The following is a 26,159-nucleotide window of genomic DNA, read 5'->3' on the forward strand; positions in this document are numbered from 1 at the left end:
GCGGCTCAACCGAACGGTCCGGCACGGCGTGTACACGTACGAAGGTCACGATCGATCACGGAGGAGCACCCCTTGCACACGCACCGACCCACCCCGTCCCGTCGTACGGCGCTCGCCCTGGGCGCCGGTACGGCACTCACCGCCGCGCTCGCCCTGGGCGGCGGAACCGCGCAGGCCTTACCCGTGCCGGGCGGCGTCGTCGCGCGGCTGAGGCGCCTGGAGCGGACGCACACCGCGCGGCTCGGTGTGTTCGCCCGTGACCTGCGCACGGGCAGGACCGTGGCCCACCGGGCACACGAACGGTTCCCGATGGCCTCCGTGTTCAAGACGCTCGCCGTCGCGGCCGTGCTGCGGGACCTCGACCGCGACGGGGAGTTCCTCGCCCGGCGGCTGCACTACACCGAGGCGTACGCCACCGCGTCGGGCTACGCGCCGATCACGGGCCTGGCCGAGAACCTCGCGCACGGCATGACCGTCGCCGAACTCTGCGACGCGACCCTCCGGTTCAGCGACAACGCCGCCGCCAATCTGCTCCTGGGGGAACTGGGCGGCCCGACCGCCGTGACCCGCTTCTGCCGCTCGATCGGGGAACGCGTCACCCGGCTGGACCGCTGGGAGCCGGACCTCAACTCGGCGGAGCCGTGGCGCGTCACCGACACCACCACGCCGTACGCCGTCGGCCTCACCTACGCCCGCCTCGTGCTCGGCGACGCGCTGGCGCCCCACGACCGCGAGCGGCTCACGGACTGGATGCTGCGCAACACCACGAGCGCCGAGAGGTTCCGCCGCGGACTTCCCGCCGACTGGAGCCTCGCCGACAAGACCGGCTCGGGACGCTACGGAGGCGCCAACGACGTGGGCGTCGCGTGGCGGCCGGACGGCACGCCGATCGTCCTCGCCGTGCTCACCACCCGGCCGCACGAGGACGCCCCGGCCGACGACGCGCTGGTGGCGGAGACGGCCGTGCTGCTCGCGCGGGAGCTCGGCGCGGAGCTCTGACGGCCCCCTCAGCGGGCCGGGGTCCCGGGCGCGGTGACGGGCCGCAGCACCGTCAGGGAATCCTCTCGGCGGGCCACCATGGCGAAGGGGAACCGGTCGACCTCCAGGCAGAGTTCGACGTCGTCCGGGTGGCATCCGCTCCGCATCCCGGCGTCGAGCTCCGCCGCCGCGCGCGAGTTCCTCGCGCGGTGGACGTAGGGAGCCGCGTCGACGCCCTCGCCCGCGAGGCGTTCGCCGATGTACTGCGCGCAGGCCAGGTCCTCGTCGGCACGGCCTTCCTCGCCGGTGACGACGAAGGTCACCGGACCGGCGGCCTCGCCCCGCAGGTACCGTGCCGTCGGTCCGGCCACCACGAAGCTCGCGCACAGGACGAGGGGCGCGTCGGCGACGGCCAGCGCGCCCACGGTTCCCGCCGTCGTCTTCTGCACCAGGGTGCGCCCGGCGAAATCGCGGGTCCGGAGCTGACCGGGCGAGTTGACCGCGTCGAATCCGGCTGCCGGGGCCCCGTCCTTCAGGGCCAGCCAGCCCGGGTGGCGCTCCTTGAGGGCGAGCGCCTCATCCACCGTCGGGGCCAGGACGATGCGCTCGGCGCCACGCGAGAAGGCCCAGGCGGCGACGGTGAAGGCGCGCATGACGTCGACGACGACAGCGACACGGGGAACGGTGGTCAACTCGGGTATGCCGACGAAGCGATGATCCATCACGCCATGATGCCGCCTCGGCCCCGTGCGGCGGGCGGAATTACTCGCCGCCCTCGCCCCCGCGCGGCGGGCGGCGTCACTCGCCCCCCTTGCCCCCGTGCGGCGGGCGGCGTCACTCGCCCCCCTTGCCCCTCGCCCCCTTGCCCCTCGCCCCCTCGTCCCTTCGCCCCCGTCAGCGCAGGCGGCGTGCGCGCAGGACGACGTCGTCGGTGTGGTGGGCGCCCGCCCCGCCCTCGGGTGACACCCGGGGCCGCTGCTCGTCCACCTCCACCACCCAGTCGTCGTCGAGCAGCGCCGCGACCCTCGACGGCCACACGTAGTCCGCCGGGTCGAAGCCGCTGTCGTCCGCCGGACGGTTCTCCATCCCCGCGTGGTGGACCAGCAGCAGCACGCCGCCGACGGCGACGGCCGAGAGCAGCGCGCGCTCGGCACTGCCCTCGGGCGTACGGAGCAGGGCGGGGTACTGCGCGGAGACCAGGTCGAAGGTGCCCGGAGGGAGCTCCGCCTCCGTCAGGCCGGCGTGCACCCAGCGCACGTCGGCACCGGTGTCCCGCGCGTGTCCGGCCGCCCGCTCCAGCGCCACGCCCGACACTTCCAGCGCGGTCACGTCCCAGCCGCCGCGCGCGAGCCAGACGGCGTCCGCGCCCTCGCCGCAGCCGACGTCGAGCACCCGGCCGGGCGTGAGGCCGGCGGTCTCGGCCACCAGCGCACCGTTGGGCCGGCCGCTCCACAGCTGCTGCCGGTCGGCGTACAGGTCGTCCCACTTCGCCCGTACCGCGGGGTCTCCGACGTAGGTGTCGACGGGCGAGGGGATCTCGGACGCGGGCGCTCCCGCTGCGATGTTCTCGGTCACCGCCCCACCGTCGCGCATCGCGTCCGGTTCGGGCCACCGCTGTTGCCGGTCCGGCAAATCTCCTAACGGAGCCGGTTCGGCTCCTGTACGCCACCCGCCGGGCCGGTGTTCCCACTGGTCACTATACCCCCTAGGGTATTGCCCCCCACCACCATCGGAGCGCGCCCCCCTACGCTTCAAAATACCTAGGGGGGTATTTGACTTCCCTCCCGCACCCGCTTTACCGTCGAGTACGTAAATACCCAGGGGGGTATCGAGACGGGCGCGAGTCCCCCTCGGCGTGCGCTCCTGACGAAGGGATTGCCGTGTTCTTCACCCAGTACTACCTCGACTGCCTCTCCCAGGCGTCGTACATGATCGCCGACGAGCGCACGGGCCTCGCGGTGGTCGTCGACCCCCGCCGGGACGTCTCCGAGTACCTGGCCGACGCCACCGCACACGGCTTCACCGTCACCGGCGTCATCAACACCCACTTCCACGCCGACTTCGTCGCCGGCCACCTGGAGATGGCGGACGAGACCGGCGCCTGGATCGGCTACGGCCGGCGCGCCGAGACCGAGTACCCGATCCGCAAGCTCGTCGAGGGCGAACGGATCTCCCTCGGCGACGTCACCCTGGAGATCCTGGAGACGCCCGGTCACACGCCGGAGTCGATCAGCGTCCTCGTGTACGAGCGCGCCGGAGACGAGGTGCCGTACGGCGTCCTGACCGGTGACGCGCTCTTCATCGGCGACGTCGGCCGCCCCGACCTGCTGGCCTCGGTGGGGGTCACCGCCGAGGAGCTCGGCGGCATGCTCCACGACAGCGTGCAGAACAAGCTCATGGGACTGCCGGACGAGGTCCGGGTCTTCCCCGCGCACGGCGCCGGATCGTCCTGCGGCAAGCACCTGTCGACCGAGAAGCAGTCGACCATCGGCGAGCAGCGGGCCACCAACTACGCCTGTGCGCCGATGACCCGCGAGGAGTTCGTCGCACTCGTCACCGCCGGGCAGCCGGCCGCGCCCGGCTACTTCGCGTACGACGCCGAGCTCAACCGCAAGGACCGGGCCCGCTACGACACATCGGCCCCGCGCCCGCTGACGCTCGCCGACTTCACCGGGCTCCGGGCCGCCGGCGCGATCGTGGTGGACGCCCGCGACCCGCAGGAGTTCGCGTCCGGGCACCTGCGCGGAGCGGTCAACGTTCCGGCCGACGGCCGCTTCGCCGAGCAGGCCGGCACCGTGCTGCACCCCGCGGCCGAACTCGTCGTGATGGCGCCCCAGAACCGCGAGGAGGAGGTCGTCACCCGCCTTGCCCGGATCGGCTTCGACCGGGTCGCCGGCTACCTGCGCAACCCCGAGCACGCACTGGAGGCCCTGGCCGGGGAGGTCTCCCCCGCCGGCCGGGTCACCGCCGCACACCTCCGCACGGCCCTCGCGGGCGACCGGCCGCCGGTCGTGGTGGACGTGCGCACCTGCGGCGAGCGCGAGGCGAACGGCTTCATCGACGCCGCCCTGCACATCCCCCTCAGCGAACTCCCTCACCGCGCACACGAGCTCCCCGCCGACCGGGCCCTCGTCGTGCACTGCGCCGGCGGCCACCGCTCGTCCATCGCCGCGAGCCTGCTGCGGCAGCGCGGCTTCGGGGACGTCTCCGACATCCTCGGCGGATACGCCGCCTGGGCCCTGACGGCGCCCACGGCCGAGCCCGTCGACGCCTGACCTCACCCCCTCCCCCTCGGGGCCCCTCACACTCCCGCGCATACCCCCCTCGGTATCCACGGGCCGACAGGAACAGGATTCCATGAGCACCACCACCCCCTCCCTCACCCCCGCCGCACTGCACCGCCTCGTCGAGGAGGGGCGCGCGCCGCGACTGCTCGACGTCCGCACGCCGGGCGAGTTCCGTACGGCGCACATCCCGGGCTCGTACAACGTGCCCCTGGGCACGCTGCGCGAGCACCGCACCGAGCTGCTGACCCACCTCGACGAGGACGTCGTGCTCGTCTGCCGCTCCGGACAGCGGGCCGCCCAGGCGGAGCGGGCCCTGTCGGAGGCCGGCCTGCCGAACCTCCGGGTCCTGGAGGGCGGCATCACCGCCTGGGAGACGGCCGGAGCCCCCCTGAACCGGGGTCCGGAGCGCTGGGACATGGAGCGCCAGGTCCGTCTCGTGGCCGGTTCGGTCGTCCTCGCCACGGGGATCGCCGGGGTGTTCGTCCCGGGCGCCCATCTGATCGGCACGGCGATCGGCGCGGGCCTGACCTACGCGGCGCTCAGCAACTCCTGCGCCATGGGGGTGCTGCTGTCCAAGCTGCCGTACAACCGTGGACCCCGCGCCGACATCCGCACGGTGATCGCGGAGCTCCGGGGCACGCCGTGACCGCGCTCGTCGTCGCCGCCTCCCTCCTCGTCGGCGTCACCCTCGGCGCCCTCGGGGGCGGCGGATCCATCCTCACCGTGCCGGTCCTGGTCTACCTGGCCGGGCAGGACACCAAGGCGGCGATCACGACCTCGCTGTTCGTGGTCGGCGTCACCAGCCTCGCCGCCCTGATCCCGCACGCCCGCGCCCACCGGGTCCGCTGGCGGACCGGCCTCCTCTTCGGCGGTTTCAGCATGGCCGGCGCCTACGTCGGCGGGCGGCTGGCCGCGTACGTCCCCGGCACGGTCCTGCTCGTCTCCTTCGCCCTGATGATGCTCGCCACGGCGGCGGCGATGCTCCGCAGGCCCCGCCCCGGGCGGGAGAGGACACGACGGGCCCGTGCCGACCTCCCCCTGAAGCACATCGCGGCGGAAGGCCTCGCGGTCGGCGCGGTCACGGGACTGGTCGGTTCGGGCGGAGGCTTCCTCGTCGTCCCGGCCCTGGCCGTTCTCGGCGGGCTGCCGATGGGCATCGCGGTGGGGACCTCGCTGCTCGTGATCGGGATGAACTCGTTCGCGGGGCTCGCCGGGCACCTCTCGGGCGTCGGGATCGACTGGCCCCTGGCCCTGACCGTGACCGCCGCGGCCGTGGTCGGCAGTCTCGCGGGCGGCCGGATCGCGGGACGCGTCCCGCGCGAGACACTGCGGCGGGCGTTCGGCTGGTTCGTCGTCGTCATGGGCGTCTTCGTGCTCGCGCAGCAGCTCGACACCGCCGTGTGGACCCACCCGGCCACGTGGGCGGCGCTCGGAGCGGCGGCGTCCGGCACGGTCACCGCGCTGCTGTGCCGGATGTCGAGGGAGTCCACCGCGGGGCCCTGACGGTGCCCGCGGGGGTACGGGATATTCGCTGGGGCCGGTGCCACGCCCTCGGGCACAATGCCCGCGATGATCACGACTGCCGAACAGCTGCTCACCACCCTGGAACCCCTGCCGCACGCCGCCCGGCTCCGGCTCACCGCCGTCACGGCGCACCGGCTCGCCACCCGGAGCGGACCGGGCGCGTCCGACGCCCTGCGGACCCTGCTCGCCGTCCTGGACGCGCGCGGCCCGTACGAACGGCGTCTCGCCGCGCTGGCGGCCCTGGCCGCCGGGGAACCGGACCACCTCGCCGCGCGGCTCGGTGATCCGGACCCCGTGGTCCGCCGGTACGCGCTCCGCGGCGCCCGGCGCCTGCCCGTCGCGGACTCCGCCGTCGAGGCCGCCCACGACGACGCGCCCGCCGTGGTCCGCGCCGACCTCGCCCGCCTCCTGCGGGACGGCCGGAGGTCCGCGCTCGCCGAGCGGCTGGTGCTCCGCGTCCGCGCGGAGTACGGAGACCGGGACGCGGCCCGCCTCCTGCCGGGCTGCTCCGCGGAGTTCACCGCACGGCTCCTGCCCGAACTCGCCGGGGCGCTCGCCGCCGAGGACCGGACCGCGCTGGCCGTACGCCATCCCGTCCCGGTCCTCGACCAGCTGGAGCGGGAACTCCAGGACATCCCCGAGCTGTTGCGCGATCTCCGGTGGCGGCGGCACGCCACCGGGATCGCCGCGGCCCTGCCCGCCGCCCCGGAACGCGTACTCGACCTGATGGAGCGGTACGGACCCCGCGACCTCCCCGGTCCGGTGCTCGACCGGCTCGGCGACCTCGTGACGGTCGACGCCGAGCGTGTCGCCCACTGGTTCGGCGCCCCCGACCGGGCCGCCGTGCGGTGGGAACGGACACCCGGCCCGGCCGTCCTGCGACAGCTGGCGGCGGCGGATCCGCCCTCCCTGCCCCTGCTGGGCGCCCGGTGGTTCCACCGCGAGGCCTTCTCCGTCCTGGTGCGGTCGATGCCACCGGAACGCCGCACCCGCTTCGCGGACGCCGTCGTCGCCGCGGCCCTTCCGTTCACGAACGTCCGCGAGCACCAGGGGCTGCTCGCCCTGCTGCCGCCCGCCGAACGGCACGCCCGGACCCGTACCCACATCGAGACGGCGCGCGCCGAGCGCCGCTCGTGCCGGGACCTCTGGGGCCTCCTCGCGCTGCTCCCGCCCGCCGAGGCCCGCCCCGAGCTCCTCGCGGCCCTCCGCACCCGGGATCCCGAGGAGCGCGGCACGGTCTGGGAGCACCTGATCGCCAACGCCGGCCACTCCCGCGATCCGGAGCAGGTCGTGGAGGTCCTCGCGCTGGCCGCCGGACGGCTCACCAACGAGCGCGACCCCGTCCGCGGGGAGGCCCTGTCCGCCGCCGCCGAGCTGTCCGCTCCGCTGCTCGCGGCGGCGTTCGCGGCCGAGGCGCCCGGCGGTCCCGCCGCACCCGGCTCCCTGCCCGTGCCCGTGTCCCTGGAACGGCTGTGTCTGGACGCCCTGCGGGCGCGTGACTGCTCGGACGGGACCCGCGACACGATCCGGAGGCTGGCCGTGCACCTGCTCTCCGGCGACGTGGGTTCCACCGCTCCCACGACCGGCGTGCGCCTCGTCGAGGCGCTGGCCGCACACACCGGCACCGTGGAACTCGGCTTTCTGGGACCCGCGTTGCGCGGCGGCGGGGCGGACGCCGTGCTCGACGCGCTCGGACCGTGGCTGGACCGGGCCGCCGCCTCCGGCGACACCGCGCCCCTGCTCGCGCTGGTCGGCTCCGCCGGACGCCGCGCGCACCGGATCCCGGAACTCCAGAAGCGGCTCGAACCGGCCCTGCGCGCCTGCCCGGACGAGCGCTTCGGCGAGATCGCCGCGGCCTGGCTGGCCGATCCGGCGACCCGGGGCGAGCGCGTCGGCGCGCTGCTGGCGCGGGAGCCGTCCGCGGCGTTCGTACCCCAGGTGCTCGCCGTACTCGCCGCCGAACGCACGGACCTGCTGGACCGTGCCCTGCCCGAGAGCCCTCCCCCGGGCGGCCGTTTCCCCGCGGGCGGCGCACCCCGTCCGCTGCCCCCCTTCCGGTACGCCGACCGCTGGCTGCCCCGGCAGCAGGAGGCCGCCGTACGGCTGACCGAGGCCGCCGTCGCCGACACGGGGCGGGGCCTCGACGAACGCGCCGCGCTGCTCCGCGCGGCGGCCCCCGTGCCGCGGTACGGCAGGGCCCTGCTCCAGCGGTACACCGCACCGGCCGTGGCCGGACAGGAGGGTCCGGGCCCCGGCCGGGACTCGGACGCCCCCCTCACGGCGGCCGCTCTGGACGCGGCCGCCCACACCGACGACCCCGCCTCGGCCCTGGGCGCCCTGCTCGACCACGCGGGCGACGACCGGGCCGTGGCCGCCTGGTCGGCCGCCGCCCGGGTCGCCGACCACGCCCGGCCCAGCGATGTCGCGGCCCTGCTCCGTGACGTCCTGACCCGCGAGACGGGAGTGAAGGTCACCGTCAGGAAGACGGCCGCCCGGCTCGCCGCCCGTCACCTGCCCCGGGACGCCGCCACCGCCCTCCTGTCCGCCGTGGCCCGCACCCCGGGGACCCATCCGGACGTGCACGCCACCCTGGTCGGTCTGGCCACGACGCTGCTGCCCGCGGAGGAGATGTGGGCGCTGCTGGAGTCGGCGGCCGCCGACGGTCCCGACGCCGCGCGGGAGGCGCTCACGGCCGTGAGCCCCGCGGACCTGGCCCCGGCGCACCGGTCGCGGTACGGGACGCTCATGGCCGGGTTGGCCCTCGCCCCGGAGGAGCACACGGCGGAACGGGCACTGATCGGGCTCTCCGACTGGGCGCGGTTCTCGCCGGCGGCCGGCACGGCACTCGCGGACCTCTACGTCGACTGCACCTCGCCGCGGAACCAACGGGCGGGCTACGGGCTGGCGGAGCTCGCCCAGTCCGGGCTGCCGCACCCGATCGGCGGTGTGGCGCCCGGCAGTCTGCTCCACGGTGTGGTGGACCGGCTCCTGGAGTCGGTCGCGGCCGGGGAGCCGGAGGGCGGCGGGCGGGGCGCGGACCTGCCGGCGCGTCGTCGTCTGACGTCGCTCGTCGGCTCGTGGCTCCGGGACGCCCGCCTGTGCGCGGCCCTGGCCCGGCAGCTGGCGTCGGAACCCGTCGTCGCGACCGCCCGCGACGACCTCCTCGTACGGGCGATCGATCCGCACGCCCCCGAGCCCGAACTGCTGCTCGCGCTCCGCGAGCTGGCCGCGGCGGTCGGGGGCCGGCCCGTCCGTGCGGCCCGCGTGGCCGACGAGGTGGAGGAGGTCCACCGGTACGGCGGTCCGCTCGCCGACCCCGGCCCCGCCCTGGCCGCGGTCCGGGTCCTGGGCAGCGACGGCGGCCTCGTGGAGGGGATCCTCGCCGTCGGGCTCGCCGCGGCCCTCGGTACGCGCCTCGACTGGCCGGAGGCCTGGCGCGCGGTCGTGGTGGAGCTGCGCCGCCACCCGGAGCCGGACGTCCGCGAGGCGGCGTACGAGACGGTCCTGGGCGGCGGCTGACGCCCACCCGTCAGAGGCTGAGCGCGTCCTCGGCGTTGTCCGTCCACGCGGTGACGGAGCTGTCGTCCGAGACGTTCAGGCCGGGCGTCGAGGCCTTGAGCGGGACCTGCTTCAGGTCGGAATCGGTCTCCATGGTCAGCGCGATCGAGGAGACCGTCTTGCTCTTGGCGCCCTTCGGACCGCCCATCAGGCCCGCGTAGGCGGTCTCCCCCGGTGCGAGCCTGATGGCCTCCTCGATGCCCGGGGCCGTGCCGCGCGCCGTCGCCCGCCCGTCGAGGGCGCCGAACGTCACCACGGGGTGGCCGAGCACCCGGCACGGCTTGCCGGTCTTGTTCGTGACCTTCAGGAGATAGCTGCCGGTCGTGGGCTCGGCCAGGTTCGCGGTGAACGTCACGTCGTAGGTGCTGCAGGGGAAGACGTCGTAGTCCGGATCGGTCGTCGGAGAGGCCGGCGAGGAGGGCTTCGACGGCTTGGAAGGCGGCGTGGACGGCTTCGCGGGCGGCGGGGACGGCTTCGCGGGGGCGGACGGCTTCACGGAGGGGGAGGCGGTGGCCGAGGGCGTCCCGGTCGGCGCGGCGGGCCCGCCCGCGGCTCCGTCCTCGGAGGGCCCGCACGCGGTCAGGGCCAGTGCGGACACGGCGACGAGGACGACGGCGGCTCTGCGAACGGTGCTCATGGTGGTACTCCCCCCGACGACAGCGCACGATCCGCGCTGCGATGGACACCAGGTTCCCGCGCGTCCTTCACGGTTCTGTGACGGCGCCTTGCCGAATTCACCACGGTTCACGACGGCCTCCGGTCGACACGGCACACCGTGGAGTCCACACCCAGGGGCCCCCACGATCGCGCCCCCTCCCCGGCAGCCCCGCCGAGAGCGGGACCACCGGTCCCGGGATGTCCCGGAGACAGCCGGGACGGTGGGACGGCTCCTGAGCGGACCTAGAGTTCGAGCCGTCCGGCAGCGGCCCGCCGCGGTCTCCGGACGTCCCCTCCCCCTGCGCACCGGACGGACGGCGGTCAGGTGCCGCGATGCGACCCGGTGCGGCCATGACCTCAGGAGTCCGCATGAAGACCTCTCCGAACAAGCGCCGCAACCGCGCCCGCACCGCCGTCGTGGCGGGCCTGATGGCGGCGAGCGCCCTGGGTACGGCGGGCTCCGCGCTCGCGGAGGGCAACCCGCTCTACGACCAGCCGTACGAGCAGCGCAACGCGTACAACACGCAGTTCGGCATCTCGGAACAGTGCTCGCCCCAGTCCGAGGAGTTCCGCTTCCGCTTCTACTACCGGCCGAACTACGGCGGCGCGTGGATCAACATCGGCAAGAGCATCTGGGACCTCAAGTCGGTCTCCGACGGCTCCACCTCCAACCCGCTCACCTTCTGCGGCGGACCCAACGACGGCATGGGCCAGATCGTCGCGAACAACTCGGCCTCCGCCTACAACTGGTTCGAGGGCTACTGCGGCGTCGTCTACTACTACAAGGGCTACGGGGCCGGTGCCACCGACACCCAGTTCGACTACTTCTCGCCGCGCTCCGGGCGCAACCTGGGACCCACCTCGAACAACAACCGGTCGATCCAGTTCATCGGCTGCTAGCCACCGGCCCCGGTTCTCCCCTACCGCCCCCACGGAGGAATTCGTCATGCTCCTCGGCAGACGCCGTATCAGCACAGTGCCGGCGGTGTTCCTGGCCGCCGCCGTGGCACTCGCCGCGGCGGGCTGCTCGGCGGGGCGGGACGGGGAAGCCGTGGCCGCCGGGCCCCCGCACAGCGCCACCGCTGAGCAGCAGCCCAGCGATACTTCCGGCTGGACGCTGCCCCTGATGGCGTACCGGCCCACGCAAGAGCAGCGCACGACCCTGGTGTCGGCCGAACGGACGCTGGTCCGCACCTGTATGAAGGACTTCGGCCTGCAGTGGGCGCCGCCCGCCGACCTGCCGCCGCTCGGCCCGCGCAACGAGATGGACTGGCGCTACGGGATCCACGACACGGCAGCCGCCGCCACCCGCGGATTCCAGCCCGACCCGGCCCAGGCGGCCCGCTATCAGGAGACGCTGCGAGCCGCTCAGAACGCCCCCCGGCGCTCCCCGGACGTCGAGGTCGTCCTCGGAGGCAGCGGCCTGCCTCCGGAGGCTTTGGCCGCCGCGGGTCCGGAGGTGCGCGCCGGCACCTTCCACGGCCGGAAGATCCCCAAGGACGGCTGCTTCGGCCAGGCGCGCCGGCGCCTGGGCACGGAAACCTACGGCGCCACGCCCCTGGCGTCCGGGCTGTTCAGCCGGTCCTTCCCCGAGTCCCTCAAGGACCCTGCGGTCAAAGCGGTGTTCGGCCGTTGGTCGGCCTGCATGAAGGGCAAGGGCTTCACCTACAAGGATCCGGTCGCACTGTTCGACGACGCGCGCTTCGCCCCTGAACCGCACCCCGTCACGCTCCTGGAGACGTCCACCGCCGTCGCCGACACCGCCTGCCGCGGCGCCCTGCGGGTCGCCGAGGTCTGGCACGCTGCCGAGACCCGCCTGCAAGAGGGGTACGTGCGGGCGCACCGTGCGGAGCTGGAGGCGGACCGCCGCTCCATCGATGCCTCGGTCCGCAAGGCCACCGAGGCCCTCGCGACCGGGTAGCACCCGGCTGGACGCTTCCCGCGGATCGCGGCGCGCACGGCGAGGAGCCGAGGACGGTACGGGCCGAGCCCGGTCGCCCCCGCCCGCCGTCGAGTGCGGCCTGGCGGTCGTCGCGGGAAATGCGATCAGCCGTCCCCCTCCTCCGGGCCGGCTCTACGGAAATCCCCTTCCCCTCTCCCTGTGTGCCTCCGTCACTGAAGGAACGCTCATGCCTTTCAAACGCAGAAGACATGCTCCCTTGGCGGTTCTCGCCTCGGGAGTGATGCTGACCGGTCTGATACAAGCCACGGCCTGGGCCCAGCAGCCCGGACCGGACCGGTCGTCGTCCCCCACCGTCGCAGCCACCGCCGTCAGTCCGGCCGAGAAGACGGACGTGCCCATGGCGGCACGGAGCGAGGTTCTCGGCGCGAGCTGGAACACGTCCGGGGACGTCGCCTGGACGACGACGGGGGACGCCGACGGCTTTCACCTCCTGACCGCGCGGCGGCAGGACGGATACCGGTGGCAGACCACCGCGACGCTCTCCGAGGCGGGCTTCGACGTCGACTCGTGGATCGGCAACGCGTGCGTGACCGAGTCCGGCCGCCGCGCCGTGGTCGTCTATGCGCCGCGGACCTTCACGAACGACCAGCGGTTGATGGCGCGCGGCGGTTTCACGGCCGTCGTCGACCTCCCCACCGGGAAGGTCACCAAGCTCGACCTCCAGGCCTCGCTGTCCTACTACAACCCCGGCTGCGGCCTGGGTGAGCGGGCCGTCCTCACCCAGTCCGGCTCCGAGGACCGGCCAGGCACCCGACTCGTCACCGTCGACGCCGAGTCCGGCAGCCTCGGTACCCCGATCGTCACCAAGACCCAGGTGACCTCGGCAGTTCCCGCCGGCGACGACAAGGTCATCGGGGCCGAGGGCGCGCGGCTCGTGTCGATCGACCCCCGGGGACGCTCTCACACCCTCGCCAAGACCGACGGCGTCCCCTACCGGATCTCCGTCGACTCCACCGGTGGGGTCACCCTCCTCGACAGGACCCCTCGTCGGTCGACGGCCCGGGTCAAGCGCCTGAACGACGCCGTCGCGATCCGCACGGGACGTCCGCAGCGGCCCGTCGTCCTGGCGGAGGGCGCCAGGACCTCAGTCGGACTGACGACCGGTGACGGCAAGGTGTTCATCACGGGCACCGCGAAGACGCTGGCCCCGTTGCCCACCGCCGTGCGGCAACTGGCCGGGGTCCCGAAGGACACCGCGGTCAGCACGGACGGGCAGGCCGCACTGACCTCGGTGCGCTGGGCGGACGGCCGGGACTCCCGACTCCCGCCGGCGACCGCGGGAACGGGCCGGGCCCGACCGGTCGACATCGCGATGACCGTTCTCGGCACCGGTCGGACGACAGCGTTCACCGTGGACCCGGCCCGACGGGCCGGGCCGCGCGCGGCCGAGGGCACCGCGCTGTCGCCGCGTCTCGCCACGCGACGGTCCAAGAAGCCGGCCACGCACGGCGCTTCGCTGTTCACCACCGCTCCCCCCACCGGGCCTGTGGCGCTCAGCGCCGCGGGCGATCCGACCAACCCGGTCGAGGAAGAGCGCACCTGCGCCGTCCCCCGCAACGACCCGCGCAACCAGGCGATGCAGCCCAAGCCCCGCCAGGTGGAGTGGGCAGTCGACCAGGCGGTCACCGGCAACCTGAACTCCAAGGTGTCCCGCCCGGCGAACTGGAAGAACCTGGGCATGCCGGCCTACATGCCGCAGTCCCTCTTCCTGAACCCGCCGGTCGACGGCGGCGGCCGGGTTCCCGCGCAGGTGCTGCTCGGTCTGACCGCGCAGGAGTCGAACATGTGGCAGGCGTCCCGGGTGGCCGTCCCGGGTGTGACGGCCAACCCCCTGATCGGCAACTACTACGGCATCAACCTGTACGACAGCACCGAGGCGAACGACTGGGACATCGACTGGTCCAAGGCCGACTGCGGCTACGGCATCACGCAGGTCACGGACCACATGCGGATGGCCGGCCGGGAGGACGGTCACGGTGGCGCGGCCTGGCCGTACGACAAGCAGCGGGCCGTCGCCCTCGACTACGCCACGAACGTCGCCGCCGGTCTGCAGATCCTGGTGGGCAAGTGGAACGAGACCCGCGCTGCGGGACTGGCCCTCAACGACGGCGCACCGTCCCGACTCGAGAACTGGTACTACGCCCTCTGGGCGTACAACTCCGGCTTCCACCCGCAGGCCGAGGCGCCCGCCAACAGCGGCGCCTGGGGCCTCGGCTGGTTCAACAACCCGGCCAACCCCGAATGGGACGCCGGACGGCTGCCCTTCATGGAGAACGCCACCGGGAACGACGACGCCTCGGCCGCCGCCCGACCGCAGCTGTGGCCGTACCAGGAGAAGGTGCTCGGCTTCGCCGCCCATCCGCCGGCGTACCTGGAGTCGCCCGGCACCATGGTGGCCGCCTTCCGCGCCGCCTGGTGGAACGGCCCCGACGGCGCGGCGAGCGTCACCGGCAGCAACAGATACAACCGGGCTCGCGTGAAGCCCCCGGAGAACCTGTTCTGTGACATCTCCAACAACTGCGACCCGGGGCTCATTTCCGACGACGCCAGCAACACCAGCAACACGACCGGCCCCTGCGGCCGGGTCGACTCCAAGTGCTGGTGGAACAAGTCGGCCGTGTGGAAGCCCGACTGCTCTCTCACCTGCGGCAACGAGTTCATGCGGTTCGACGGCACGTACGCGGAGGAGCCCGACGGCACGGCGTACCCGCCCGCCTGCGGCAACAGCGGCCTGCCCAGCAACGCCATCATCGTGGACGACGTCCCCACCACCGTTCCCTCGATCCGCCCGAACTGCCCGAAGTACTGGGACAGCAACGGCTCTTTCACCCTGTCCTTCTCCAACGACGGCACGGAGACCGTCTATCCCTCCAAGGCCGATACTCACCAGCTCGGGGCCGGCTTCGGCGGTCACTTCTACTTCGCCCACACCCGCCAGGACGACGCCAAGGGCCGGCGACTGAAGGTGACCGGAACCTGGCGGGCCGGCAGCGCCGTGCGGGGCCAGGCCAAGGTCATGGTGCACCTGCCCGACCACGGCGCGCACACCAAGAGCGCCCGCTACGAGGTCGACACGCAGTTGGGCACCGTCACCCAGACCCTCTCCCAGCCGGGAACGGGCAACCGCTGGGTGTCGCTGGGGGCGTACCGCTTCGACGGCACCCCCGTGGTGCGGCTGTCCACCCTCACCGCGGACGGAAACGGATCGGAGGACATAGCCTTCGACGCCGTGGCCTTCGTGCCCGGTGTCTACGACGGGATGCCGGACATCACTCTGCCCGAACCCGATCTCAGTGGTCCTGAAGACCTCGACGTTCCGGACGTTCCGGAGGCCTTCGGACAGACTGCGGCTGCGGGACTGCGCTCCGCCGTCGCAGGCTCCGACACCGCGCCCTCGTGCAAGGACGTCCCGGGCAGGCCCGGCACGCAGACGTGCATCTCGTTCGGGCCCGCCCCTGCGAAGAAGTCACCGAGGACTCCGGCCCAGATGCCAGCGGGCCGGCTCGCCGACGTCACCGAGCAACTGGTCTGCTCCACGAGTCCCCTCAGCCGCAGCTACACCCGCTTCGACGCGTGCATGGGTGAGACGCTCACCATGACCAAGCTGGTCAACAAGGTGCCGGTCGGCGTGGTCGTCTTCAATCTGCAGAAGACCATCCAGCTGAAGGTCAACAGCCCGACCTTCACACAGAAATGGACGTTCACCCCCGTCTCGTTCACCGGGGAGGTCGCTCAGGTCTCACCGAACGTGCAGTTCTTCTGCGGCACCGGCTGCCAGATGAGCGGACCGACCTGGAGCGGCATCCCGATCTGGACGACCCTCGAAAGGCACTCGGCGACCGTCACCGCCACCGGGAACTGGACCGTGCCGGCCACACCGTCGTCCAACTCCTTCGGTCTCAACTGGATCATCGGCGGGGAGATGGACGGCGGGGCCACCACCACCAACGACATCTTCGAACCGGTACTGAAGATCCGCTGCGACAACATGTTCGCCGGCAAGCTGCCCGGCTGCGTCTTCTCCAACTTCCGTCCCAGCTTCACCGTCAACACGAAGCGGAACCCGGCGGCGGCCGCGTACTACTGGCTGATGAAGCAGAAGCTCGCGAGCCATCCCGGGAGCAAGCCGCACAACAAGCCGCTGCACCGCCTCGAGGACACCGCCGCGCAGACCGCGAACCGCGGCATCCTGTGCAAGCTCGCGGTGGCCAAGTGGGACCCGCATCCCCTCACGCCGAACGTGAGCTGTGACGAGTACCCGTTCGCGGCTTCACGAGAGAGCGGCGGCCAGACGATCCAGTCGGGCTCCCAATGTGTGCAGCTCTACACGGCCAAGGACACGGCGGGGCAGTGGAAGCTGTTCTACGACGAGCGCTACCCGATCCCCACCTGGAACGAGGTGTGCGGACGCGCGAGCATCCCGCTGTCGCAGAACACCTTCGAGGGCGGGGCGCTCGGCCGGTGGACTCCGAAGGTCCGGCTCTTCGACAACGACGCGTACTTCGTCGAGACCCCAGGGTTCGATTCCTGTGACCCGAACACGTTCTGCCAGGTGAGGACCAACTAGCGACAGCGCGGCGGAAACACGCGGCGGCCGGGTGGGGGGCGGTGGAGACCGTTCCCCACCCGGCCGCCTTGTCTCATGCTGTGACGAGGCCTGAGAGCAGGGTGCCCGTGAGCACGTCCCCGCGGGGCAGGTCCACGCCGAAGGCAGCCTCGGCGAGACCGAACGCACCGGCCATGTCCTCGGGCTCGAAACCGCAGACGAGCCGGCCGTCCTGGGCGAACTCGAACCTCGTGTCGGCGTTCACCGTCCGCCAGAGGCCGATCGCTGCGGCCCCGCGCGAAGCCTCGCGGAGCGCCTCACCCGCGTCACCCACCGGCCCGCCCTCGACCACCGCATAGGCCCAGCCCGCAGCAGAACCCACGCGGACCACGATGTCGTCGGAGGTGAGCTCGATGTCGGACGCCTCCAGCCTGGTCCGCTCGACCGCTTCCTCAGCCGCCGCGCCGAGCCGCCGCAGCAGCTCGACCGGTTGCACGTCGCGCGCGAACACCAGCCAGTAGCCCAGCTCGAACTCCCCCGAGCTGTCCACCCATGCGACTCCGTCCGACATCAGGTCCCTCTCTCAGTCTGCTTCCGAACGCCTGGACACGCGACCAGGACCAGGCGCATCGATCATGAGCGCGTCCGCCGAGATGCGCCGGCTGACGCGCCGGTCCACGTGTACGCCCCTGTGTGGTTCAGGATGATGCGGCGGCCTTCTGGATCCGGGGAACGAAGACCTGAGCCAGGGAGTGGGCGGTGGCGGGATCCAGCGCCCTGGTGTACTTGGCCGACCAGGTCGATTCCTTGCGGCAGGCTTCCTGAGCGCCCGTCTGGTCGGCGAAGGCCGTGATGTCGAAGTCGGCTTCCTCGCCGAACGCTTCGAAGGTGGCGTCGCCGCGTGCGATCTTGGCGCACTCCCAGTCGGTGTCCGAAGCACACTGCCCCGCGGGCCTGGGATCCTCTTCGATGAGCGCGCTCGCGTCCTGCGGAGTCCACCCTGCCATCGACGCCAGGTCCGGCAACGCCTGCTTGAACCTCTCCTCGGTCTTGAAGACCGTGTCGAAGTCCACCGCGCCGGCAGCCGAGCCGCCGGGGCCTGATCCTGATCCTGATGCTGTTCCTGATGCGGCGCTCCTGCCCGTGGGCGTCGTCGGCGGGGTGTCGGCGCCCGCACCTCCACAGCTGGTGGCGAGGGCCGCCAGCGCCACCAGTGCTATCGCCCTTGAACGCGTACGAATCATCAAAGCCGCTTTCCCCGTTGCCTGTTGCTCCCGGGCCGCCGATGCGACGGCCCTGCAGCCCTAACAGATGATCTTGGCAGCCGTGGCCCTGGCGATCAAACGTCGAGGTGTTCCGCGGGTCCGGGGGCGGGCTGCGCGCCCGGACCCGCTCCCTTCCTGGCGCGGCGATACCCGGGCGGCAGCCTCGACTGCCATGGATCGCCGTCACACAGGGTCCCGGCCAAGGCTGTCTGCCCGGCCCATGTCCCGGTCGTGCGGGTGCCCCGATGATTCACGCCACACCGACCGACCCCGGCCCCCACCGGCACCCTCGGCCGGCGCACCCGTGTCCACCCCGACAGGAGGCCGTCGTCATGGGACAGCCGCACCTTCCGTACCGCCGCACGAAGAGCCGCCGCCCCGCGGGCCGCGGCCGCCGCTGGATCACCGCCGCGGCGGGGGCACTGGCCCTGACCGGCGGCCTGGTCGCCGGGGCCCCTCAGGCGTCCGCCGCCGGTCTGACCCAGATCACCGGCTTCGGATCCAACCCCGGCAATCTGTCCATGTACGCCTACGTGCCCGACGGCCTGCCGTCCGGTGCGCCGCTCGTCGTCGCGCTGCACGGCTGCACGCAGAGCGCGAGCGACTACTACGCGAACTCCGGCTGGCCGAAGTTCGCCGACAGCTACGGCTTCGCGCTGGTCCTCCCGCAGACGAGCGGCGCGAACAACGCCAACTCCTGCTTCAACTGGTTCGAGCCCGGCGACAGCGCACGCGGCCAGGGCGAGGCCCTGTCGATCCGCCAGATGGTCGACAAGGCCGTCGCCCAGTACGGCAGCGACACCCGGCGGGTGTACGTCACCGGCCTGTCCGCCGGAGGCGGCATGACGGCGAACCTGCTCGCCGCCTACCCCGACGTGTTCGCCGGCGGCTCCGTCGACTCCGGGCTCCCGTCGTCCTGCGCGACCAGTGTGTCCGCCGCCTACACGTGCATGTACAGTCCGCCGGACAAGACCCCCGCGCAGTGGGGTGCCCTGGTGCGGTCCGCCGCCCCCGCGGGCACCACGTCCTGGCCCCGGGTGGCGATCTGGCAGGGCACCGCCGACACCACCGTGAAGCCGGCCAACGCCACCGAGCTGCGCGACCAGTGGACCGACGTCTGGGGCATCGGCCAGACGCCCGCGCGCACGGCGAGTCTCGGCGGCGGCACCACGCTCAGCGAGTACGACGACGCGTCCGGCCACCCCGCCGTGCAGGTCTACTCCGTCTCCGGCATGCCCCACGGCCTCGCGGTCGACCCGGGCAGCGGCCCGGACCAGTGCGGCGCCACCGGCACCTACTACCTGGACGCCGTCTGCTCCAGCTACCACACCGCCCGCTTCTGGGGGCTCGACGGCGCGGGACAGGAGCCCGGACCCGGTTCCCTGCCCGCCCCGACCGGACTCACGGTCGCCTCGACCGCCGACACCACCGTGTCCCTCCGCTGGAACGGAGTAACCGGCGCCGCCTCGTACCAGGTCTACCGCGCCGGTACGAAGGTGGGCACCACCTCCTCGGCCTCCTACACGGACACGGGTCTGGCGACGGGGACGGCGTACGGCTACACCGTCGCCGCCGTCGACGCCTCGGGTGCGGCGGGCGCCGTCTCGGCCTCCGTGACCGCGACCACGACCGGATACACCCCCACGTGCCACACCTCCAGCAACTACGACCACACGGTGGCCGGGCGCGCGTACCAAAGCGGCGGCTACACCTACGCGACGGGATCCGGCCAGGCCATGGGGTTGTGGAACACGTTCACCACGCACACCCTCAGGCAGTCGGCGCCCGGGTACTACGTCCTGGCCGATTCCGGCTGCTCCGCCTGAGCCCGATCGGGTAAATGCGCCGGTCACTGCGCCGGGCGCGCCTCTCCCGGGGGTTATCGCGTCGCACGCTCGCTGGATGCGGTGAATGGAGGTGGGTGTGTGTTGGTCCGTTAATGTCACCGGGCACCTTCCCGTCAGCGGTTGCCACCGTTGAGAGGGACACGGAATGACGAGCCAGACCACCGAAGTCGAGCTGGAGGACCTCCTCCGCCAGGCGCTGCACGCCACGGGCACGGGTGCGCGCTGGGCGGTCGAGACGGATGAGATGTGGTGCCGGGTCGCCGCCCTGGGCGGGACCCCGCGCGACCAGGGGTGGAAGCTGCACGTGTCGGCCACGGCCGCGTCCGCGCCGGCGGTCCTCACCAAGGCCCTGGGCGTGCTCCTGCGGGAGCGTTCGGGATTCAAGTTCGCCCGGTCGCTGGAGCAGGTCAGCGCGCTCAACTCCCGTGCGACGCCCCGGGGAAGCTCGGGCAAGTTCATCACCGTCTACCCGCGTTCCGACGCCGAGGCGGCCGCGCTCGCCCAGGAGCTGCACGCGGCCACCGCGGGACTCGCCGGCCCCCGGATCCTGTCCGACCAGCCGTACGCCGTCCGCAGCCTGGTCCACTACCGCTACGGCTCCTTCGTCGGCCGGCGCCGGCTGTCCGAGGACGGGCTGCTCGTGTGGTTCATGGTGGACCCCGACGGCAACCCCGTGGAGGACAAGCGCACGGGCCAGTACTCCCCGCCGCCCTGGGCCGTCTGTCCGTTCCCCGCCGCGGTTCCGGTGGCGCCGCGCGGCGGGGAGGGGGCGCAAGCTCGTCCGGTGGTGCTCGGTGGCCGCTTCGAGGTGCGGGAGGCGATCCGGCAGACGAACAAGGGCGGTGTCTACCGGGGCAGCGACGCCCGGACGGGCGCCGGCGTGGTGATCAAGGAGGCCCGGCCGCACGTGGAGGGCGACGCCTCCGGCGGCGACGTCCGGGACTGGCTGCGGGCCGAGGCGCGGACGCTGGAGAGGCTCGGCGGAACGGGTCTGGCACCGGAGGCGGTGGCCGTGTTCGAGCACGGCGGGCACCTGTTCCTGGCCCAGGACGAGGTGCCGGGCGTGACCCTGCGCACCTGGGTGGCCGAGCGCTTCCGTGACGTGGGCGGCGAGCGCTACCGCGCCGACGCGCTGGCCCAGGTCGAGCGCCTGGTGGACCTGGTGGCGGCGGCACACGAGCGCGGACTGGTCCTGCGGGACTTCACCCCTGCCAACGTCATGGTCCGCCCGGACGGCGAACTGCGCCTCATCGATCTGGAACTGGCCGTCCTGGAGGACGAGACCGCGCTCCCGACCCGCGTGGGGACCCCCGGGTTCAGCGCACCCGAGCGCCTGGCCGACGCACCCGTGTCCCCGACGGCCGACTACTACAGCCTCGGCGCCACCGTGTGCTTCGTCCTGGCCGGGAAGGTGCCGAACCTGCTGGCCGAGGAGCCGGCCGGCCGACCGGACGAGCAGCGGCTCGCCGCCTGGCTGACGGCGTGCACCGGGCCGCTTCGGCTCCCCGACGCCCTCGTCGACGCGATCCTGGGCCTGATGCGGGACGATCCCGCGGAGCGCTGGGACCCGGCCGCGGCGCGTGCGGCGCTGCGGCAGGCGGCCCCGGCGGATCGGCCCGGGCGAACCGCCCCGGCGGCCGGTGCGTCACCGGGTCGTACGGTGGCGGGGACGGCGGAGGACCGTGCGCCCCGGCTGCTGGACGACGCGGTCGCGGGGCTCGTGGATCACCTCGTCGACTCGATGACCCCGGCGGACGACCGACGGCTGTGGCCCGTGTCGACCCAGGCCGGGGAGAGCGACCCCTGCACCGTGCAGCAGGGCGCGGCCGGTGTCCTGGCCGTACTGACCCGGTACTTCACCCTCACCGGCGACCCGCGCCTGCCCGGACTGCTCTCGACCGCGGGCCACTGGATCGCGGACCGCACCGACCTCCGCTCCCCGCGCCCCGGCCTGCACTTCGGCGGCCGCGGGACCGCGTGGGCCCTGTACGACGCCGGCCGCGCCCTCGACGACCGGCGGCTCACGGACCACGCGGTGGCCCTGGCCCTGGCGCCGCAGCAGGTGACGCCGCACCACGACGTCACGCACGGCACCGCGGGTGGCGGCCTCGCCGCCCTGCACCTGTGGCGGCACACCGGGGACGCGCGCTTCGCCGACGTCGTCGTCGACGCGGCCGACCGGCTGACCGCCTCCGCACAGCGCGCGTCCGGCGGAGTGGGCTGGGCGGTCCCCGCCGACGCCGACTCCCCGGAGGGCGGCAAACGCTATCTCGGCTTCGCGCACGGGACGTCCGGCATCGGCTGCTTCCTCCTGGCCGCCGCGGACCTCTCGCATCGCGCCGACCACCGGGAGCTGGCGCTGGAGGTCGGCGAGGACCTGCTCGCCGCCTGCGTACGGACCGGCGAGACGGCCCAGTGGCCCGCACAGGCCGGTGACGTGCCCACGGCCCCCTACTGGTGCCACGGCTCGGCGGGGATCGGCACCTTCCTGCTCCGGCTGTGGCAGGACACCGGGGACGACAGGTTCGGCGACCTCGCCCACCGCAGCACACACGCCGTCACGGAACGCGCGTCGCGCGCCGCGCTCACCCAGTGCCACGGGCTCGCGGGGAACGGCGACTTCCTGCTCGACATGGCGGACGCCACGGGAGACCGCGTCCACCACGACATGGCCGAGGACCTCGCCGGCCTCCTCCTGGCCGAGCGGACCCACCGCCGGGGCCAGGTGGTCTTCCCCAACGAGTACGGGGACGTCTCCACGAGCTGGAGCGACGGGTCCGCAGGGATCCTCGCCTTCCTCCTGCGGCTCCGCCACGGCGGCCCGCGGCACTGGCTGGTCGAACAGGCGGGTTAGGCGGACGGCGCACACGACGTCGTCCCTGCCCTGCCCCCGTGTGGATCCGCCCCACAGACTCCCGGCGCTGGACGGTCCGGATGCCGGGTCGAGCGGCACAACAACGCTGCCGCCACCACAGAAGAAGGAGAGAACGATGGAGAACCAGGACCTCGAGCTGCTGGCCCGCCTGCACGCCCTCCCGGAGACCGACCCCGTCGGCGTCGACGGCGCCCCGTTCGCCGGTACCTGTGAGTGCATCGGCCTGCTGACCCTCCTCAACACGGTCTGCATCGGCATCAGCTGCGCGTAGCACCGTCGGCACCATCCGGCCGGCGGCTGTCCCGGGCAGCCGCCGGCCGGAGTCGTCCACCCGAGCAGGGGCCGCGGCCGGAGCTGGAGCAGCGGCGTACAGACGAGGACCAGACCACATGCGACGACACACCGGCCCCGACGCACTCGCCCCGGCGGGCGTCGGAACGGCCGCGCCCACGAGCCCGTCCCCCGCGCACCACCCTCCCGAGCCCGAGTACGCCGTGAGTACGCGCGGTCTGGTCAAGAGCTACCCGGGGCCGGACGGGCAGACCACCCACGCGGTACGCGGCCTGGACCTCGACGTGACGCGGGGCGAGACGTTCGCCTTCCTCGGCCCCAACGGCGCCGGGAAGTCCACGACCATCTCCCTGCTGTGCGCCCTCGCCCGCCCCACCTCGGGCCGGGCCACGGTGGCGGGTGCCGACGTCCTCACGCAGCCCCACGAGGTGCGGCGACGGGTCGGGATGCTGTTCCAGCACAGCGCCGTTGACCCGGATCTGACGGCCGAGCAGAACCTCCACATCCATGCCCGCCTCTACGGTCTGCCCCGCCGGGAGGCCCGGCTGAGAACCGCCGAGGTGCTCGACACGGCCGGCCTGGCCGACCGCCGCCGCTCCCTCGTGCGCACCCTGTCCGGCGGCATGCGGCGGCGACTGGAGATCGCCCGCCAACTGCTGCACGCCCCCGAGGTGCTGTTCCTCGACGAGCCGACGACCGGACTCGACCCGCATGCCCGCGCCCAGGTCTGGGACCACCTGCGCGTCCTGCGCGCGCAGCACGGCAGCACGCTGTTCGTCACCACCCACTACCTGGAGGAGGCGGAGCACTGCGACCGGATCGCCATCATCGACCGGGGCCGACTGGTGGCGCAGGGCGCTCCCCTCGCGCTGAAGGCCGCGATCGGGGACGACCGGGTCGTGCTGCGCACCGGTGACGACGCGGCGGCGCTGCGGATCGTGCGCCGGCTCGCACCCTCCGGCCACGCCGTCGACGTCGACGCGGACGGCATCCGCCTGCGGGTCCCGGGCGGCAGCGCCTGGATCCCACGGTTCTGCGCGGCCCTGGAGGCGGCCGGGATCGCGGTGCGCGCCGCGTCCGCGACGCCGCCCACGCTCGACGACGTCTTCTTCCACCACACGGGCCGCAGCATGGACCCGGCCGCGCCGGGCGCGGGCGGTGGCCGATGAGCACCCTCACGTGGAGGTCCGGGGCCGGGACCGGAGGCGGGCGGGCCTCCCGTCTACGGCTCGAACTGCGCGCGGTGCACGCGCTGGTCCACCGGGATCTGCTGCGCCTGGCCTGCCAGCGCAGCCACACCGCGCTGATGATCCTGCACCCGGTGCTCTACCTGTTCATCCTCGGCGGCGGCCTGGCCACGCTCATCCCCCAGTCGTCCCTGGGCGTGGGCTACCAGACCTATCTCTTCCCGGGCATGCTGATGATGACGGTGCAGACCCCCGCCATCATGGTCGGCATCCGTCTGATCACGGACCGGCAGAGCGGCTATCTGCGCGAGCTCCTGATGGCCCCGGTCCGCCGCTCCACCCTGCTCCTGGGGTGCTGCGCCGGGGGCTCCCTGACCGCCGCGGTCCAGGGCGCCGTGCTGCTCGGCCTGGCCGGTGTGGTGGGTCTGCCGTACGACCCGGTGCTGCTGGTGCTGCTCCTCGCCGGCATGCTCCTCGCCTCGTTCACCATCACCGCCCTGGCCCTGGCGCTGGCCGTGACCCTGCGCAGGGCCGAGACGTTCCACACGCTGCTGGGCGTGGTGATGATGCCGCTGCTGTTCCTCTCGGGCGGCTTCTTCCCCCTCGCGTCCCTGCCCGGCTGGGCCCGGGCCCTGTCGGACGTCAACCCTCTCGCGTACGCGGTCGATCTCCTCCGCCGCACGATCGCGCTCCGGGTACCGGACCAGACGGCGACGGCCGGCATCGAGTGGGCCGGGCACCAACCGCCCCTGTACCTCGAAGCGGGGGTGCTCCTCGTCACCGGCGCGCTCGCGCTGTCATGGGCCGCGCACCGCTTCAACCGCCCCGAGTGACGACCCCGGTTCATGAACGACCCCGCCGCCGGGCACGGCCCGGAGTTCTCTCGCACCACCGCGAACCGACAAGTGCCACGGGTCCCCTCTCTCCGTCGGCTCGATTGTCAGTGGTGGGTGAGAGAGTGGAGTCATCGGTCGGAAAGAGGGGGAAGTTGTCTTGTCCGGAGCTCAGAACTACATCAATCACGTCGCCCTGGTCCTGGACGCGAGTTCGTCCATGTCGCATTTGAGCCGCAAGGTCGTCGAGGTGGCCGACCAGCAGATCGCCTATCTCGCCCGAAGGTCGCGGGAGCTGGACCAGGAAACCCGTGTCACGGTGTACGTGTTCGCCGACAAGGTGGAATGCGTCATCTACGACAAGGACGTTCTGCGGATGCCGTCGCTGAAGCAGCTGTACCGGGTCGGCGGAATGACCGCGCTCCTCGCGGCCACGCTCAAGTCCCAGCGGGAGCTGGCGCAGACCGCCCAGCTGTACGGCGACCACAGCTTCCTGACCTTCGTCCTGACCGACGGTCAGGAGAACGCGAGTCACCGCTGCGCGGACGCCTCCGGACTCGGCGCGCGTGAACTGGTCGGGGCCGTGGCCGGGATGATCGCGGCCCAGGAGGACAACTGGACCCTGGCCGTTCTCGTACCGGACCAGATGGGCAAGCGGGAGGCCATGAACTGTGGCTTCCCGAAGGAGAACATCGCCGTCTGGGACGCCACGAGCACCCGGGGCCTGGAGGAGGCCGGCGAGGTCATCCGCGAGGCCACCGAGAAGTTCATGGTGGGTCGCACCCAGGGCATTCGCGGATCGCGGGCGGTGTTCTCCACGGGAGCGGAGACCGTCAACAGCAAAACGATCGAGGCGGCCGGTCTCACCCCGGTGGACGCGGCCGAATACCAGCTCATTCCGGTGGGACGTGACGCGGGTATCCGGGAATGGGTCGTCGATTCCGGAAACTCCTACCGCACGGGCTGTGCGTTCTATCAGCTGAGCAAGCCCGAGAAGATTCAGGCGCGGAAGAAGATAGCGGTACTGGAGAAGAAGACGGACCGGGTGTACACGGGACCCCAGGCGCGGGCGCTGCTCGGCCTTCCGGACGTGGAGACGCGCGTCAAGCCGGACCACAACGACGAATTCACCATCTTCGTGCAGAGCACCAGCGTGAACAGGAAGCTCGTTTCCGGGACACGCCTTCTCCTGATGAACTGACGGGTCGCTCGCTCGGGTGCGCGGAATCCGGGTGTTCGGCGCGCCCGGCCGGCGTCGGGGCGGGGCCGCGGACCCCGTGACAGCTCCGTCGCCGTCCGTCACCCCGCGGGAGCAGGCGCGCACCGGGCACCGGTTCCGTACCCTGGC

General features: G+C 72.9%; 19 protein-coding genes. 14 read left to right on the forward strand and 5 right to left on the reverse strand.

The genetic code is table 11. The annotated features are described in order from the left end of the window. Positions 1 to 72 precede the first annotated feature (72 nt). Positions 73 to 999, forward strand: coding sequence for a class A beta-lactamase (gene bla / locus ACFV2S_RS00860; RefSeq protein WP_385552840.1), 927 nt, complete (start codon positions 73 to 75; stop codon positions 997 to 999). Positions 1,000 to 1,007: 8 nt separating this feature from the next. Here the strand turns inward: bla and ACFV2S_RS00865 are convergent, their stop codons facing one another. Both ACFV2S_RS00865 and ACFV2S_RS00870 read right to left on the reverse strand, forming a co-directional pair. Continuing rightward, positions 1,008 to 1,700: a 2-phosphosulfolactate phosphatase gene (locus ACFV2S_RS00865; protein WP_385552843.1), complete on the reverse strand. Its 693-nt coding sequence runs from the start codon at positions 1,698 to 1,700 to the stop codon at positions 1,008 to 1,010. 172 nt (positions 1,701 to 1,872) lie between these two features. Then, positions 1,873 to 2,553, reverse strand: coding sequence for a class I SAM-dependent methyltransferase (locus ACFV2S_RS00870; protein WP_385552846.1), 681 nt, complete (start codon positions 2,551 to 2,553; stop codon positions 1,873 to 1,875). Between the two features lie 305 nt (positions 2,554 to 2,858). Between ACFV2S_RS00870 and ACFV2S_RS00875 the strand changes: the two genes are divergently transcribed. From ACFV2S_RS00875 to ACFV2S_RS00890, 4 genes are all read left to right on the forward strand, one after another. Beyond that, on the forward strand, positions 2,859 to 4,253 hold the full coding sequence (locus ACFV2S_RS00875; protein WP_385552849.1) for a rhodanese-like domain-containing protein: 1,395 nt from the start codon (positions 2,859 to 2,861) through the stop codon (positions 4,251 to 4,253). 82 nt (positions 4,254 to 4,335) lie between these two features. Then, positions 4,336 to 4,911, forward strand: coding sequence for a rhodanese-like domain-containing protein (locus tag ACFV2S_RS00880; protein WP_385552852.1), 576 nt, complete (start codon positions 4,336 to 4,338; stop codon positions 4,909 to 4,911). Further along, entirely contained in the window at positions 4,908 to 5,768 is an 861-nt protein-coding gene (locus ACFV2S_RS00885) for a sulfite exporter TauE/SafE family protein (protein WP_385552855.1), read from the forward strand. Before ACFV2S_RS00880 ends, ACFV2S_RS00885 begins: the two co-directional genes overlap by 4 nt. A gap of 66 nt (positions 5,769 to 5,834) precedes the next feature. Then, positions 5,835 to 9,308: a hypothetical protein gene (locus ACFV2S_RS00890; protein ID WP_385552857.1), complete on the forward strand. Its 3,474-nt coding sequence runs from the start codon at positions 5,835 to 5,837 to the stop codon at positions 9,306 to 9,308. A 10-nt stretch (positions 9,309 to 9,318) separates the two neighbouring features. Here ACFV2S_RS00890 and ACFV2S_RS00895 read toward each other — a convergent pair whose 3' ends face one another. Further along, positions 9,319 to 9,984 carry a DUF4232 domain-containing protein gene (locus tag ACFV2S_RS00895; RefSeq protein WP_385552860.1) on the reverse strand — a complete coding sequence of 222 codons (666 nt, stop codon included), beginning with the start codon at positions 9,982 to 9,984 and terminating at the stop codon, positions 9,319 to 9,321. Positions 9,985 to 10,373: 389 nt separating this feature from the next. Between ACFV2S_RS00895 and ACFV2S_RS00900 the strand changes: the two genes are divergently transcribed. The 3 genes from ACFV2S_RS00900 (at position 10,374) to ACFV2S_RS00910 (ending at position 16,534) form a co-directional block, all read left to right on the forward strand. Continuing rightward, positions 10,374 to 10,904, forward strand: a complete 531-nt coding sequence (locus ACFV2S_RS00900; protein WP_385552863.1) for a hypothetical protein — start codon at positions 10,374 to 10,376, stop codon at positions 10,902 to 10,904. A gap of 46 nt (positions 10,905 to 10,950) precedes the next feature. Further along, on the forward strand, positions 10,951 to 11,925 hold the full coding sequence (locus ACFV2S_RS00905) for a hypothetical protein (RefSeq protein ID WP_385552866.1): 975 nt from the start codon (positions 10,951 to 10,953) through the stop codon (positions 11,923 to 11,925). 238 nt (positions 11,926 to 12,163) lie between these two features. Continuing rightward, positions 12,164 to 16,534, forward strand: coding sequence for a hypothetical protein (locus tag ACFV2S_RS00910; RefSeq protein ID WP_385552869.1), 4,371 nt, complete (start codon positions 12,164 to 12,166; stop codon positions 16,532 to 16,534). A gap of 73 nt (positions 16,535 to 16,607) precedes the next feature. On the opposite strand, the gene ACFV2S_RS00915 is transcribed toward ACFV2S_RS00910, so the two are convergent. Further along, positions 16,608 to 17,084 carry a DUF6461 domain-containing protein gene (locus tag ACFV2S_RS00915; RefSeq protein WP_385552872.1) on the reverse strand — a complete coding sequence of 159 codons (477 nt, stop codon included), beginning with the start codon at positions 17,082 to 17,084 and terminating at the stop codon, positions 16,608 to 16,610. Between the two features lie 127 nt (positions 17,085 to 17,211). Beyond that, complete coding sequence (locus tag ACFV2S_RS00920) at positions 17,212 to 17,586, reverse strand: hypothetical protein (RefSeq protein ID WP_385552874.1); 375 nt, start codon at positions 17,584 to 17,586, stop codon at positions 17,212 to 17,214. A gap of 524 nt (positions 17,587 to 18,110) precedes the next feature. On the opposite strand from ACFV2S_RS00920, the gene ACFV2S_RS00925 reads away from it, so the two are divergent. From ACFV2S_RS00925 to ACFV2S_RS00950, 6 genes are all read left to right on the forward strand, one after another. Beyond that, positions 18,111 to 19,604: a PHB depolymerase family esterase gene (locus ACFV2S_RS00925; RefSeq protein ID WP_385552877.1), complete on the forward strand. Its 1,494-nt coding sequence runs from the start codon at positions 18,111 to 18,113 to the stop codon at positions 19,602 to 19,604. A gap of 166 nt (positions 19,605 to 19,770) precedes the next feature. Beyond that, entirely contained in the window at positions 19,771 to 22,479 is a 2,709-nt protein-coding gene (lanL, locus tag ACFV2S_RS00930) for a class IV lanthionine synthetase LanL (RefSeq protein WP_385552880.1), read from the forward strand. 136 nt (positions 22,480 to 22,615) lie between these two features. Beyond that, a complete protein-coding gene (locus ACFV2S_RS00935; RefSeq protein ID WP_383786023.1) occupies positions 22,616 to 22,771 on the forward strand; it encodes a VenA family class IV lanthipeptide in 156 nt (51 codons plus the stop codon). A 118-nt stretch (positions 22,772 to 22,889) separates the two neighbouring features. Next, a complete protein-coding gene (locus ACFV2S_RS00940; protein ID WP_385552884.1) occupies positions 22,890 to 23,960 on the forward strand; it encodes an ATP-binding cassette domain-containing protein in 1,071 nt (356 codons plus the stop codon). Then, entirely contained in the window at positions 23,957 to 24,811 is an 855-nt protein-coding gene (locus ACFV2S_RS00945) for an ABC transporter permease (protein ID WP_385552887.1), read from the forward strand. Before ACFV2S_RS00940 ends, ACFV2S_RS00945 begins: the two co-directional genes overlap by 4 nt. Before the next feature lie 160 nt (positions 24,812 to 24,971). Further along, positions 24,972 to 26,012 (forward strand): vWA domain-containing protein, encoded by a 1,041-nt coding sequence (locus ACFV2S_RS00950; RefSeq protein WP_385552890.1) that lies wholly within the window; start codon positions 24,972 to 24,974, stop codon positions 26,010 to 26,012. The last annotated feature ends 147 nt before the right edge of the window (positions 26,013 to 26,159 follow it).

The organism is Streptomyces sp. NPDC059695, assembly GCF_042733785.1.
In the GTDB taxonomy this organism is placed as follows: Bacteria; Actinomycetota; Actinomycetes; order Streptomycetales; family Streptomycetaceae; genus Streptomyces.